Source organism: Roseobacter sp. HKCCD6576-2 (assembly GCF_013179285.1).
GTDB classification, from domain to species: domain Bacteria; phylum Pseudomonadota; class Alphaproteobacteria; order Rhodobacterales; family Rhodobacteraceae; genus Rhodophyticola; species Rhodophyticola oceani.
In genome coordinates, this window is sequence record NZ_WVNW01000003.1 from 229,835 (window position 1) to 244,133 (window position 14,299).

Below are 14,299 nucleotides of genomic sequence, written 5' to 3' on the forward strand. Positions count from 1 at the left end.
CATGCAGCCAATAAATCGGGGGATTTAAGATGTTAAGACGAGCAGGAGCCCTGGCCCTTTTGATGGCCATTACAGGGGGCGTCGGCGCGCAGGCCAATGGATTTGGCGAGGCGCAAGGTTTTCAGTTCCGCAGCCCTGCGGAGCGCCAAACACTGATTTTGCAAGAGCAAGTTCGACTGCAGTTCAGGCAAGATGCGTCTGCCAGCGCATTGGGCGGTCAGGGTATTGGTCAGACAGGAAACCAGACCACGATCAACATTAATGGAAACGACAACAACATCCTTCTTGAGCAGAACAACAATGGTGATCAGTCGATTGTCGAGGTTGACGGCGATAACAATGATAATGTGACCTCAACGGTCAACAACGCGGACGAGTCGATCACCGGCGCCGCCGATACGCTGATGGCAACCCCTTAACATGAAACCATTTTTGAGCATATTGGCACTTGGCCTATTGGCCGGGTGCGGAGCCCTACCTGACGAACTCAGCCCGCCGCAGCAGGACTATTTCGGCCCGCTGCCTGTGGCGAATGTGACGCCAGCGGATGCGGCGTTGCAATGTCTGTCCGAAACTCCGGAAGTACGCCGCAGCGGCGTGATTTTTGCGGTGCATGTTGTGTCAGACCTGACCCAACGGGTCAGTGTTGACGAAGTCGGATCCTATGTGCCGCGTGATGCCGCTTCGATGTTGGTGACGGCCTTGGAACGCGCGGGCGTGAATCAAGTTAACCGGATCAACACCGCCGTGTCGGAGTTTGAAATCGCGCTGTCGCGGGAGCAAATCCTTGGTGATGGAGGCCCAACGCAGATCGAGGGGGAGACGGTGCCATACCGTCCGATCCGTCGCGGGTCCTTCCGCGGGTCGCGTTACGTAATCGACGGGTCGATTACGCAGCTTGACTTCAACACATATTCGGAAGGCGCCGAGGTCGGCTTTTTTGGAGTTGGCGGCGGTCGTCGGGCATTTGCGCTGACCGTTGGGGCGGATCTTCGTGTGACCGATACCGTCTCGACCGAGATCATCATGAGCGAAAGCTATGCCAAGCAGGCGGTTGGTCGTGAAATCTATGGGTCGATCTTCCGGTTCTTCGATGACGAGCTTTTCGATTTGAACGTCGGTCGTGAGAACATCGAAGGTCTCCATGCTGGCATCCGCTGGCTGATGGCGGAGGCGGCTTACGATATTGTGAGCGAGGTCTTGAACCACAACGGCAGTTGCGATGCGCTTCTCCCCGAGAACTTCGGGTCCGGTCCTGAGGCAGCAGATGCATTGCGGGCGACGTTGGCCAGTGTTGAGTAAAGGTCGAAGCATCACCGCTATGGCTGCCGCGCTGGTTTTCGCCGCGGCTCAGCCGATATCTGCGCAGCAAACAGCAGAGGGGGCCGCGGCCCCCTTTGACCCGACACCCTTCTTGACCGCGATGGTGGAGTATCGCCTGTTGGCATTTTCCTGTGAGGATGTGTTGCCGGGTTCACCGCTGGAGGGGTCAGAGCAGATCGCGCAGTATTTTGTCGATTTGGGGCAAGAGGCACCGGTTGGAAGCGACGAACAGATGGACCGCTTGGTATATGTGCTCATTCGATCACAAGCCGCATCGATCTGTTCTGAGCGGCTGCTTGACGCGGCACTCGAGTATGGGGAACAAGCTGTCATCTATGAGGACGCGAAGCCGGATTCATGGCCTTTGGCGCCATCCATTAATGCCGGGCCTTGGTGTGCAACAGAGAGTTGCTCAAACCTCAGATAGCAAAGATCGCTTTGGGATAATCGCTTAGGCCTTACCGGTCTATGGCGATGGCATTGCCGACCTGAACCTGACGACCACTCCCCATCTCGCTCGACTGCGGAACGTTGCTCGTCTGTGTGGCCGTGACCGGCAGGGTCGAAACCGAGTCGGTACTCCCATCAGGATTTCTGATATGAAGCACATTCACATAGTTCTCTGCCACATGGGTGTAGCTCGGAACTGCGGCGGTTAATGACGCCAGCGAGGTGTCCATCACGTTGTTTTCGACGATCTGTACCCCGTCCGAGAATTGCTCCAGTCCGGACACTTCGATCGCCGAGACGAAATTGGCGATGTTGATCCCCGATTGCGTGACGCTTTGGGGAAGGGCGTGCATGTCTTCCACCAAGATGTTGTTCATCACGATCTGCTCGCCGTTGAAAATCCGCACGACGTCTCTGACTTCATCCGAAATGAGAATATTGCCGAGATTGATCCCCTCTTGAACGATAGTGCCGCGGGAGCCGCCGACGTTTTGGCCGATACCGGGGGCTATATCTGCAAACTGCTCGGGGATGTCCGAGATCGGGTCAAAGGGTGGCGTGTCTCCGGGCATCCCTGTTAACCGCACAAAATTGTCGATCGACTGGACGGAGTCGAAGGGAAACACCTGGGCGCCGGACCCGATTGAGATGTCAGCGACGACGATGTTTGCTGTGTTCCGCCCCGTTTGGGTCAAGGATCCCGGTGCAAAGCCCAAATTGGCCGCGTTCTCAACCGTTTGCATGCCACCCGGCCCGAACTGCTGCATCACGCTGTCGACGCGTTCGGCAATGATCACATTTGTCAGGTTCTCGCCCGTCTGCGTCAGGGACCCGTTCAGAATGCTGAACTCGCCGCCGTTCAGAGTGTTGCCCGCCTCTTGCTGACCCGCGCTGACTTGTGCGGCGTCTTCCACAATGGTGGTTTGGGAAATCAGGACGTTCGCCGCGTTGGTGATCAGCTGCATGTTGTCCTGGCTAAGGGTGCCGCCAATCCCCGGCGCAAGCGTTGTCGTTGTGTCGATCTGTTCTGCGGGTGCAGTCAGATCAAGAGTGTTGAGGCCGATCTGACGTCCGTCGAAGAACTGCTCGATGACCGCTCCTGTTGGCTCATCGGCATGCGCGGCTGCAGCAACCAAGGCTGGAACGGCGAAGAATATGGCAGCGCGACGGAGCATTTAAAGGATCGCTTGTATCTGAGAAAATTCTTAGAAAAGAGAGTGGAGCGGCGATGGATACCGCCGCTCCGAAGACTGTGGATCAGCTGTCCGAAGGCATACCGATCGAGTTGGCCACGTTGGTTGCAGCTTGAGTCACGCCCGAAACGGACGCAGTCGTTGCTGCAATGTTGGTGGACAACTGGAAGCCAGAGGCGGTCTGCGAGATATCGGTCGCGCCAAGGATATCCGGCAGCTCATTCGCGCTGATAACGTTCACTGCGTTGACGGCGCTCTGGTCAAGATTGACGATATCGCCGCTACCCGCGATGAAGAAGCTCGCCAGGTTCGGTACAGCGACGTTGCCAGCGACCTGCTGGACATACGCATCCTGAACAGTCACACCGCGCAGCTCATCAAGCGTGATGAGGTTTGCTGCGTTGGTGGCGGCCTGGGTCACATCAGTCAGACCGTCGCCATCTTCGCTGCCGAAGGACACGAAGTTGCCCGCCAACTGACCGGACAGACCGGACATATCGACGACCTGTGAGACAGCAACGCCGGTGCCACCTGGGGCACTGTCGTTGATATCGTCACCTGACAGCGAGTTGATGACGTTGGTCGCTGCCTGCGCTAGGTCATAGACCGCCGCATCACCCAAACCAAATGCAACAACGTTTGTCGCGGTCTGGTAGCCGCCGCTCCACCACTGACGCGCTCCGCCGAAGGTGCCGACACCCAAGTCGTTGAACTGAGCGATGTTAGCCGCGTTGGTGGCGTCTTGGGTCAAGCCGGTGATGGAGTCACCCATATCGACAAGGTTTCCGGCGCGCTGCACCAGGAACAGGCTGCGCTGGCCAATCGTGTCAATGATTGTGCCGCCCTCGCCACCGGACACCGAGTTGGTGACGTTGGTCGCGGTTTGCGCCACATCTTCAACCACATCGCCGTGGTCCGGGTTGCCAGGATAGACATCCGGACCCAGGATCATGTTGTAGGCGACCTGCTCAGAGAACACGGACCGCTGTCTCAGATCATCGCCGTCGCCAGTGATGCTGATCAGGTTGGCCGCGTTCACGGCTTCCTGAACGTTCAGGTCCAGATCGGTCACACGAAGATCGTCATAGACTTCGATCGTGTTGATTGCGCGCTGGTCGCTTCCGCGAATGCTCTGACGGACGTCATCCACATCCATCGCGGAGACGGAGTTTGCAACGTTCGTTGCGGATTGAACCACATCATCGAGGTCGTCGAAATAGTCATCACCAATCGCGTCGTTGGTTGCGAGTTGGCTACCGCCACGCATCCGCTGGCTCACATCCTCGGTCAACTCCGTTGTTGGTGCGTTGACCAAGTTCGCGGCGTTGATGGCTGTTTGATCGATGTTGATCGAGTCGCCATCGTAGAACACGGCGTTCGCGGCTTCTTGATCGGTGAAGCGCGCACGCTGGCGAATGGTTTCGACCGACGCGCCTGAGTCCATGCTGAGGCTGTTCAGGACGTTGGTTGCGGCCTGAGTTACATTCTCGAAACCGTCAAACGGACCTTCCGGATCATAGAGACCGTCGGTCGAGTTGACGTAGTTGGTGGCTGTTTGGCCAACGCCACGCGCCGACTGATAGATGTCGTCAAGCGAGTCGGGACCGCGCGAGATGATGTTCCCGGCATTGGTCGCCGTTTGGTCAATATCGACACCGCCATCAGCGGCGTAGACCGCGTTCAATGCGTTCTGAACGCCATAAAGGATTTGGTCGATATCAGTCTCGTCCGCCAGCGCTGGCGAAGCCGCCAGCACGAACGACACCGCTGTCGTTGTGAGATACTTATGCATTGTGTCTACCCTCTTAGCCAAAGCAGGCTTTGGTGAACCAATGGGCACGAAGCCCGGTTAGAGCGCAGACCCAGCGAGTCCGCGTCCAGATTGTCTTGGTCGCTCGGGTGTAGTGTTCAAACGTCGTCTTCGTGTTGCACGGTTAGCTAAGCAGGCGTGTGCAACGTCATTGAAAAAATAGTTCTAGCAATATCACCCAAGAAACCTGGCCTTGCGGCACGGCTTCGATGACACCACCAAGGGTTTTGACCGAACAGTCAGGAAATTCCCGTCAGGAAAATCCTTACAAGCTTTTTAGACAGGTTGACATTTGATGCTGAAGGGCAAGTCAGGTGCGAATCTGACCTAGCGTCATGTTTTGGTCAAAGAAGTGGCCCAAAACATCAAAAAAACCGCGCAACACCTTCAAAACAGAAAGATAAAAACACTTAGTTTCCGCACCGTGGACAGAAAGTGTGCTTGGATGAGTCTTAACGAATCGTAAAATTGTGTTAAGAAGAAGGCATAAATTTGACGATTAACACTAAGATTGCGGCACATGGTGCTGGTCGGCGAGTTCTCTCTGAAACGCCGTTTTTCAGTTGCGACTTTATGCCGATGGCATCGCGCCTCGGCGCTTGGATTTTTTGAGACGAGCCTTGCCTGGGGAGGGCGATATGAGCGGCAATTCACCCTTGGTTTCTGTGGATGTGCATTCCGATATTGGCCCGCAAATCCTTGTGGTTGAGAGCGAGCCGGGTTTGGCGGCTGAACTGACGGCACAGCTACGGCGCCTCGATGGGGTGAGCGCGGTTCTTTCGGTGGAAACCCTCGAAGACGCGCAAGCGCATATCTGCGCTGGCGAGGTCGATATCGTTGTTTTTGACCCGGTCCTTCTGGATGATCCGGTTGTCGATGGCGAATGTGTATTGGACTCCCCAAAACTGTCCTGCGTGTTCTTCTCATCTTTGGATGCGGCCAGATTGGCTCTGGCGCGGACGCGGATCGGTGTCGCTGGCGTGGTTGAGCGCACCCATGGGATCAAGGCGCTCTGCGACCATATTGCGGAAATCTTTGAGGGTCAGACCGATGATAAGGTGCCGTTGAGCGGCACACAGCGGAATAGACGCGTGCTTCTGAGCCGTCGGGAGCGGCAGGCGGCGCAGTGCCTTGGTCAAGGGTACACTCTGAAAGAGACCGCTGTGCAGATGAAGATCAACCCGAAGACAGTCGAGACGTATAAGAGCCGGGCGCTTGCAAAGCTCGGCGTGTCGTCTCGCGCGGAACTGGTTGGTCTGGTGGCATTCGGTCGGTTCCCCGATCCGTCTTAGGGGACGTTTCTCAAATCAATCTTCTTCTCAAGCGCGGAGCGGGCCAGGCTCGAACAGGGCGTGCTGTTCTGAGGCCAAATCTTGGTTTCACCGATCTAGCGGTTCGCCACAGTGCCATAGGCGGTGACAAGCGCCTCAAGCCGAGCGGAGGCGCGATCAAGCAGCCGCTGCTCAAACGGTGTCCTGTTGACTTCTTTCACAAGCGAATGTGCCGCCATGACCACCCCCCAGGCGATAAGCCTTTCATGGTTTAGCCCGGTGCGGCAGTTGATTTGATTTGCCACCCGGATGGCGCGCTTCGGATCGCTGACAATCTCGACCTGATAGCTGGGGTTGCAGAAGGCCTGCCCATATTCCGCTTCGGCTTCTCCAAACAGGGTCATCGGGTCAATGACGCACCATCCGCGATGACCTTTGACGACATTTGTATGGTGCAAATCGCCGTGCAGCATGCCGCGGTTGGCCGTCGCGTCGCGATCAATCGCCCGGCGCATCACGTCGCGCGCCTGTCGAAACGTGGCGGTTGCCAAGATTGGGTGGGCATCTAGAGGCGTTTCCTGAAGCGTTTCGAATCGCTTGTTGAGATCTTTGGCCGGTTTGAACCTCTGCCGCTTCTTGCGGATCGCTTCGGCGATATCGATGATGATCTCGGTCGCGGCCTCATCATCCCCCCGCGCGACGACTTTCGACAGCATCTCGCCTTCCAGGCGCTCTAACAGTAAAGCGCCGGGACACATGCGCAGAAGCCGCGCCGTCGAGTCCCCGTCCATTAATGACAGGAAATTCGGCGATTCCGCCTCGGATCCAAGGGAGGGCCGACGATAGACTTTCAACATCGCCGGAACGCCGTCCTCCATTCTAACTTCAAAGATTTGCGCCTGGCGCCGCGCGGGCCGGGTGCCTTCCAAAGTCAGGTTCCATTGGTCGAGCAGCGGTGCCGGATCAAGATCTTTCGATGATCCAGCCATGGAACTTCCCCTTCGTATCGTGCCGCCTCGTGGTGCCGGGCGGGCCATGCCGTTCCTCTTAGTGGGGCCAAATTCCGCCGAAATCTCAAGGGGTCTGCCCAGAAAAACCGCGCGACCCTTGGAAAACGGGCCATCTTTCGGTCGGTTTTCCGATTCGGCCTGTGTCTCTGGCTGCACCTTCAACACAGACCATCGGCACGGTCCGTGCTATACTACGCCTTCTCACAGTAGATCGGCAAAATGGCCACACAACTAGAGGTGGTGACCCCTGAGGGCAGGGTGGAAACCGCAAAGGCTTGCCAGATAAGGAAGATTTCGCATAACGTCCCTGATTGGGGGCGGATCGAGTCAGGGACTATGAGTTCGACGCGTCAAGATGGCACCTACGATATCGTCCTCCTTGCCGATTGCACGCGCAAGGGCGATGTCGGTTTGCGCATTGCGCAGGAAATCCGGACATACACCGATATGGGGTGCCGGGTCGGGATCGTGCAGTTGCAGGTCCACACACCGCCAGCCACGATTTCACCCGATATTCAGCTTTGCGTGCGTGAAGGCCTGGTGGATGTCTTGCCGGCGCAACCATCGGCCCGAACAAAGCTGGCGATTGTCCATTCGCCATCCAGCCTTCAGGTTCCGGTGCAGAATCTCTCCGATCTCTCTGCCGATCAGGTTGTCTTCGTCCATGAGCGAAAGCCATCGCTCTCGCAGATGGGCCTTTGGTTGGGCTTGCAGATTGGCCCGGTCACATGGGCGCCAACAAACCGGTGGGTACGGACGGCGCTGGCGGAGTTGAACACGCCCGTTCCGCTTCTGGATGAAGACTGGCGACCGGTTGGGCGGCCACTCTTCAGTTTGGGTACCGCGCCTGGCGTCATCAGGCCGACTGTCATCGGTCGGGTGAGTGACCCGGGTCCGACGCAATGGCCAAAAACAAAAGAGGACATCGAGCGGATTTATCCAATTGGGCGCGGGCAGGATTTTCGCGTCATGGGAACGCCTCCGGGCCAACTCTGGAAGAAGCTCGCCGGGAAGCCGGGTTTGACCGTTTTTGACTCCAAGGACGTGACGGTCGAGCGTTTTGTGGAGATGTTGGACATCTTCATGTATTTTCCGGGCGTCTCGATCCCCTCGATGCCGGAGGCTGCAATTGCGTCGGCAATGGCGTCGGGCAAGCTCGTGATGTTGCCAAAACATCTGGAATGTCATTTTGGGCCTGGCGCGGTCTACGCCGATGCCGCTGACGCGCGCTCCACGGTCGAGGGCCTTCTGGCCGATGAAGACGCCTTGGAAACCGCGCGCAACGATGCCGCACGGTACAGCGCGTTCCAGTTTTCCGAGACGTCGCTTCGCACCAAGGTCTTGCACCTGCTGGACGAGGCCAAACCGCGCAAGCGGCGCAAGGCCCGAAAATCGCCCGCCAAACGTGTGTTGTTCGTTCCGTCCAATGGCGTGGGCTTGGGCCATGTGACCCGGCTTCTGGCGATTGCGCGCCGTCTTGATGATCAGGTTGAACCGATCTTTGCCACCATGGCCCAGGCCGCCCCGATCATTGAATCCTTTGGTTATCGGGCCGAATACATCCCGTCCCAGGGTGACACGAACACAGATCCCTCGAATTGGGACGCTTGGTTTCGATCTGAACTAGGCGCCTTGATTGACCGGTATGAGCCGAGCGCTGTCGTTTTTGACGGTAACAATCCCACACCAGGGCTGGTTCATGGGGTTCTGTCACGTGGACGCTGTGGTTTGGTCTGGGTGCGCCGCGGCATGGTTGGCCTGACCCCGTCACCATATCTGGACAACGCTCGCTTTATGGATCGCATCATCGAGCCGGGCGAAACGGCGGCGGAATGGGACCATGGACCAACGGCGGCACGCCAGAACGAAGTGATGCTTGTCGACCCGATCACGCTTCTTGATCAAGAGGAACTGCTACCCGGGAAAGCAGCGCTCAAGGCGCTCGGCCTTTCACCCGAGAACCCGTCGGTTTTGGTTCAACTCGGCGCAGGGGCAAACCGAGACGTCCTCGCTTTGACGAACGAGATTCTCGAACAGCTTCAGAAGTTCCCAAACCTGCAGATCGTGCTGGCCGAATGGGAGAATAGCCCCGTCGAGTTCTCTGATGCCGGGGTGACCCGGCTGCTTCGTGGTTTTCCGCTGAGCCGGTTCTTCAAAGCGTTTGATTTTTCGATTTCGGCTGCGGGGTATAATACCTTCCATGAAGTGGTGGCGTCCGGTTTGCCGACGATCTTCTTTGCCAACCGGCATCCGGCGATGGATGAGCAGGGCACCCGGGCGGCCTATATGCAGGAACATGGCGCGGCTTTTGATCTTCCAGAGGATGAGTTGTTCCACTTGCCCGCGCTTTGCGAGGCCCTGCTGAACAAAGAGGCGCAAGCCTTTATGCGCGACGAGTGCCAGAAGCTCTACACGGGCAATGGCGCGGCTGCTGCGGCGAGGGCGATAATGGATTTGGTCGATAAAACATGAGCAAAGCCAAGAAGATAAAGGCCGCAGCGGCAGGCCAAGCGAAACTGTGCAACTCGGCCAAGTCGAAGGTGCAACGGGTTATGTGGGAGACCCAGAGGCAACCCCAATCCGAACCGACGCAGGACCTTGGTTTGACAGAGGATCAACTCTTGGGTTGGCCGGTGGCCAAGCGACCGCAAGTGGCGCTCAAACCGCGGCCTGGATGGCATGCGGGTGAGGGCTCCGGCGGTGTGCCGGTTGTCGCTGTTGCAGCGTTCGGGCTGGACGAAGATCGGCTACGGCTCGTCCTGAAACAGATCAAGCGGCAGCAGCGGAGCAAGGGACCGTTCGTGCCGCTCTTCCTGACCGATGCGACGCAACACGCGCTGCTACGTCGGTCTGAGGTTCTTTTCGAATACTTTCCTGAGGCGGTCTATCTGGCGGAGGCCAATGCGGCCCTTTTCAGCAAGCGCTTCAACGCTCTTTGGAAAAAGTGGCGGCCCAGCTACCTGATTGATCTGGGCAAGCCGGGGTTGCTGCGCGCGCGACTTGAAGACTACGACACCTATTATCAGTCGGGTCTTGATCCGAACACGGTGTTTGACCCTCGAAATGAGCCGATTGAGCCATCCGTACCAGCCGTGACCGATGTTGCAGCGCTGAAGGCAGAGTACCTTACCAAAGGGCTGGATCGTGCGGCAGATACCTTTGTCCTCTACAGAATACTAGGCAACGACCTGCCACCGCGACATGAGGAAGGGCAAACGCTCAAGAACCTCCGGTTCATTTTGGAGAACGAGCCCGAGCTTATGCATTGCGAGAAGCGTTGGGTCGTCAACCGGATCGCCGATGCCGAGCAAGAACAGGCTGTGATCGCGCTTCTGGAACAATATGACCAGCCGTTTCTTCATATCCCCTTCGATCTCGATGAGTACCGAAACGTCGAGTGGGATTTCGAGAGTTTTCCGCAGATGACCTTCTTTCTGAATGGTCGCTACGCCAACATGTATGACCATGACAAGTTGCGCGCGGAGGCCCACGCGCGGCGGCATAAAAACAGATATGTCATGAATAATAACGGGGCCCGGAACGCGGCGCTGCGTGATGGGCGAGGGCGGGCCAAATGGGTTCTGCCCTGGGATGGCAATTGCTTTCTGACCAAATCAGCTTGGTCCGAAGTGGTGCAGAGCGTCACCAATGCACCGCATTTGAAGTATTTTACCGTGCCGATGTCGCGGACGACGGATAATGCAGACCTTCTGAAACGAGGGTACAACCCCGAAGCAGTGGACGAGCCGCAACTGCTGTTCCGCAATGATGCGACGGAAGAGTTCGACGAAGACTTCCACTATGGTCGGCGCCCGAAGGTCGAATTGTTTTGGCGGTTGGGGATTCCGGGGGTCTGGGATGCGTGGCGGGGCGACAGCTGGGATTTGCCGAGGCCGGCGCGCGCCGCAGAAGCGGGGGATTGTGGTCAGGCCGGGTGGGTTGCGCGCCTCCATTCTGGGCGGAACGACCTAGAAGCCTCTTCTGATCAGGTCACCGTGCAGCGCGGCATGGCCCGGTCAGAAGCGATCGTCAGCTTGATCGACGCGTTGGATCGCCGGGCTTTAGCGGCGAAGTTCGACGCGGCATCGCTCAAAGCCTATGACGAGCCGATTTTGGCATCGTTGAAGCTGGCCCCGGCGGATGCCGCCAAGGGCATGATCTACACCCGATTGCAGCAAGAAGCCGATCTTGCATTGCAGCGGGGTCCGTACTCCGTCGTCGATAAGACGATGGCCCCACCAAGCGGCGACAAACACGATTACTTTCACCCGGCCCCCTATTGGTGGCCAAACCCGCATACCAAAAGCGGATATCCCGCGATCCGCCGTGATGGAGAACGCTCGCCCGGTACCCGGCTTTATGAGCCGGAGAGCGCGCGCTATGACCGGACCCGCCTACAGCGCCTTTTCGACGATACAACGATCCTGGCACTGGCGGGAAGCAGCAGTGGCAATACCGAATATCATCAGCATGCCGCCAAGTTGGTCCGTCATTGGTTCATAGACCCCCGAACCCGGATGAATCCGCATCTTGAATATGCACAGGTGCGGACCAGCAAGGGCGAAGCAAAGGGGACCGCGCGGGGCCTGATAGAGATGAAGGATCTCTATTTTTTCTTGGACGCGGTTCGTCTTCTAGAACGCTCGGGGACCTTTGCCGAGGCTGACAAGACGGCATTGCACGAGTGGATGCGCGACTATCTCGACTGGCTGCTTGAAAGTGAGCAAGGGCTGGAAGAGTGCCGCGCCGCGAATAACCATGGCACCTGTTATGATCTGCAAGTGGCGGCCATTGCTGCATATCTTGGTGATGTCGACGTCTTGGCAACGACCTTTCGAAGGAGCCGCGAACGCATTGCGGGCCAGTTCAGCAAGAACGGCTCGCAAAAGCACGAGCTAACCCGCACGCAGACCGAACATTACTGCGCGTTTAACCTTCAGTCCTGGATAAACTTGGCGAACCTGGCCGAGCGCTGCGGTGACACGCTTTGGCACTACGAAGGGAAGGAGGGCCGGAACCTGGCGGCGGGTTTCCACTGGATGTTGTCGAAATATTGCCAAGGGAAATGGCCCTATGAGCAGATCGCCGCATTTGACAAAGATCGTTATCTGCCAATCATCTACTGTGCGCAGGCCCGGTACACCTCAAACGATACGGCGAACCGGGCGCTCGGTTTTCTCAGAAAACCGTTCTTCTTCCCGCATGACGGGATCATGCCGTTTTGGATGTTGTCCTCCAGTTTACAGTCGTCAGGCGCCGCGGAGGGGGGCACGTTTGCCCGACTGATCAGTAAAGCCGAGGATCGTGCCCGCAGTGGTATTTCTGGCGGGCGGCAGAAGCGGGCCTCTCCAAAAGCGTTGGAAAAGCGGCTTTGGGGTGGATACCCCGATCAAGCGGCTGTTGATCTCAATGCGGTGCAGCACTCCCCGGCTTATCCCGACGCCGATCGCTGTTTCGCGGCATGGACCCTGGGGAGGTGGCTGAGTTTCAATGGCGAGTTTGCCGAGGCGCTGCCGAAGATCCGAGAGGCGCGCGATTTCGATCAATCAGAGAAGCGGCGCTATATCTTGTCGGAGGCGAACTGCATGATCGAGCTGGGTCGTGCGGAAGAAGCGCGCGCGATGGTCGAAGGGCAGTTGGAGTTCCACCCCGATGATCCAAACCTTTTCTTCCAGATCGCCAACACGTTCCAAGCCCAACCCGGTACTGACGATCCAGAGGTTGCTGCGGCCAAGCTATCGTGGATCAACAAGGTCTATCTCACCAATGGCCTAGCGACGATCCAAAAGAAGCAAGCCGACAAGCCATTGAGTTTCTTTAATATTACGGGTGAGGATGTAGTGCCCGCGAGGCCGGATGATGTCCGGGACACCAAGGTCTCCGTCATCATGCCGGTCTATAATGGCGCCGAGACCATCGGCATCGCGATCAAAAGCATGCTGGCGCAGACATGGTCGAATCTGCAAATCATCGTGGTTGATGACGCCAGCACCGATGCGACATGCGATGTGGTGAAATCAATTGCAGCGACGGACTCGAGGGTCGAACTGGTCGAGCTTAAGACCAACGGCGGGGCCTATATTGCCCGTAACACCGGGATGGAGCTGGCGGAGGGCGACTATGTCACCGTCCACGACTCCGACGACTGGTCCCACCCGCAGAAGGTGGAGATGCAGTTCCGGCAGCTCAACAGCAGCCGAAATGCCATGGCGGTTCTGTCTCGTTGGATGCGGGTGCACCCGGATCTCTTTGCCATTGGTTTCTGGCGGCCGGATGAGCATCTGATGAGCATTAATCTGTCATCGCTGTTGTTCCGAAAAGACCTGCTTAAAGAGATCGGCCCCTGGGACACCGTTCGGGCTGGCGCGGATAATGAGTTCGGCTGGCGGTTCCGGACCAGATATGGCGATGATGCGATCACCACGACATCCCGCAACGTGCCCTTGGCGTTAAGTTTGATCCGACCGGATTCGCTGACCCGACAGAATGCGACGCATGTCCGAACGGTCTATCACGGCATTCGCAGAGATTATCAGCGCACATATCGGCGCTGGCAGGACAGTATGCCACCAGAAGAGCTCCGCCTGGAGTCTGTCGATCCGAAATCTCGCGTTTTCCCTGCACCTCGACCAATGCTTCAATCCCCCTACGAGCCGGCGGCGTTTAAATCGGTATTCATTGCCGACTACACCCAGGGTGGCCACAACATCGACGCGATTTCGGAGATCGTTGTGCAGGCGGCATCCGACGGCGACGGGGTCGGTATCTTTCACTGGCCGGATTATGAGAACACCGCCGATGGTGCCTTCCACCCGGTCATTTGCGAGTTGCTCGACACATTCAAGATCGAACAGATCAGCGCCTATCAGGATGTTCGGGCGGAGAGCTTGGTGCTCTGCGATGCACTGTTGGCGCGATATCCGATTGCGGGGCTGCCTGATTTTGGAGCCAAGCAAGTTGATGCCCTCTGCCCGTATGCTGGCTCACAAGAGATGATCTTCGACCCGAGGCGGCGGCGTATGCCGACAAAGGCCGAACTGGAAGAGTTGTTCTCGACGCCCTGTCGTCTGCTGCATTTTGAGCCCGCTCCGCCGGTAAACTCCTGATCGGCGCGGTCCGGCGCCATGTTTATGACTGTCGCGAGATTGCCCGATTGGGTCTCTCGCGGCGTCTGGCGCGTTGAGCTTGGCAGAGAGCAAATGATCAGAACGGGCTCATTTGAGCGGTCTTGCGCCAGCATTC

9 protein-coding genes are annotated in these 14,299 nt (G+C 57.6%); 6 read left to right on the top strand and 3 right to left on the bottom strand.

Features of this window, described 5'->3' with window-relative positions:
* Positions 1–62: 62 nt before the first annotated feature.
* From GTF44_RS13720 to GTF44_RS13730, 3 genes are read left to right on the top strand one after another with little or no spacing between them, the layout of a single operon-like run.
* Positions 63–419, top strand: coding sequence for a hypothetical protein (locus GTF44_RS13720; protein ID WP_171561886.1), 357 nt, complete (start codon positions 63–65; stop codon positions 417–419).
* Positions 420–432: 13 nt separating this feature from the next.
* Entirely contained in the window at positions 433–1,302 is an 870-nt protein-coding gene (locus GTF44_RS13725; protein WP_171561737.1) for a CsgG/HfaB family protein, read from the top strand.
* A 19-nt stretch (positions 1,303–1,321) separates the two neighbouring features.
* On the top strand, positions 1,322–1,750 hold the full coding sequence (locus GTF44_RS13730) for a hypothetical protein (RefSeq protein WP_171561734.1): 429 nt from the start codon (positions 1,322–1,324) through the stop codon (positions 1,748–1,750).
* Between the two features lie 31 nt (positions 1,751–1,781).
* Here GTF44_RS13730 and GTF44_RS13735 read toward each other — a convergent pair whose 3' ends face one another.
* Together GTF44_RS13735 and GTF44_RS13740 are read right to left on the bottom strand one after the other, a co-directional pair.
* Positions 1,782–2,948, bottom strand: coding sequence for a hypothetical protein (locus GTF44_RS13735; protein ID WP_171561732.1), 1,167 nt, complete (start codon positions 2,946–2,948; stop codon positions 1,782–1,784).
* Between the two features lie 82 nt (positions 2,949–3,030).
* Positions 3,031–4,758, bottom strand: a complete 1,728-nt coding sequence (locus GTF44_RS13740; protein WP_171561729.1) for a hypothetical protein — start codon at positions 4,756–4,758, stop codon at positions 3,031–3,033.
* Between the two features lie 656 nt (positions 4,759–5,414).
* On the opposite strand from GTF44_RS13740, the gene GTF44_RS13745 reads away from it, so the two are divergent.
* Positions 5,415–6,068 (top strand): LuxR family transcriptional regulator, encoded by a 654-nt coding sequence (locus tag GTF44_RS13745; protein ID WP_171561726.1) that lies wholly within the window; start codon positions 5,415–5,417, stop codon positions 6,066–6,068.
* Positions 6,069–6,163: 95 nt separating this feature from the next.
* Here GTF44_RS13745 and GTF44_RS13750 read toward each other — a convergent pair whose 3' ends face one another.
* On the bottom strand, positions 6,164–7,036 hold the full coding sequence (locus tag GTF44_RS13750) for an aminoglycoside phosphotransferase family protein (RefSeq protein ID WP_171561723.1): 873 nt from the start codon (positions 7,034–7,036) through the stop codon (positions 6,164–6,166).
* Positions 7,037–7,393: 357 nt separating this feature from the next.
* Between GTF44_RS13750 and GTF44_RS13755 the strand changes: the two genes are divergently transcribed.
* The gene (locus tag GTF44_RS13755) at positions 7,394–9,529 is read left to right on the top strand and encodes a glycosyltransferase (protein WP_171561719.1); all 2,136 of its coding nucleotides are present in this window, start codon (positions 7,394–7,396) and stop codon (positions 9,527–9,529) included.
* Positions 9,526–14,163 carry an alginate lyase family protein gene (locus GTF44_RS13760; protein ID WP_171561716.1) on the top strand — a complete coding sequence of 1,546 codons (4,638 nt, stop codon included), beginning with the start codon at positions 9,526–9,528 and terminating at the stop codon, positions 14,161–14,163. The genes GTF44_RS13755 and GTF44_RS13760 overlap by 4 nt, the downstream gene beginning before the upstream one ends.
* The last annotated feature ends 136 nt before the right edge of the window (positions 14,164–14,299 follow it).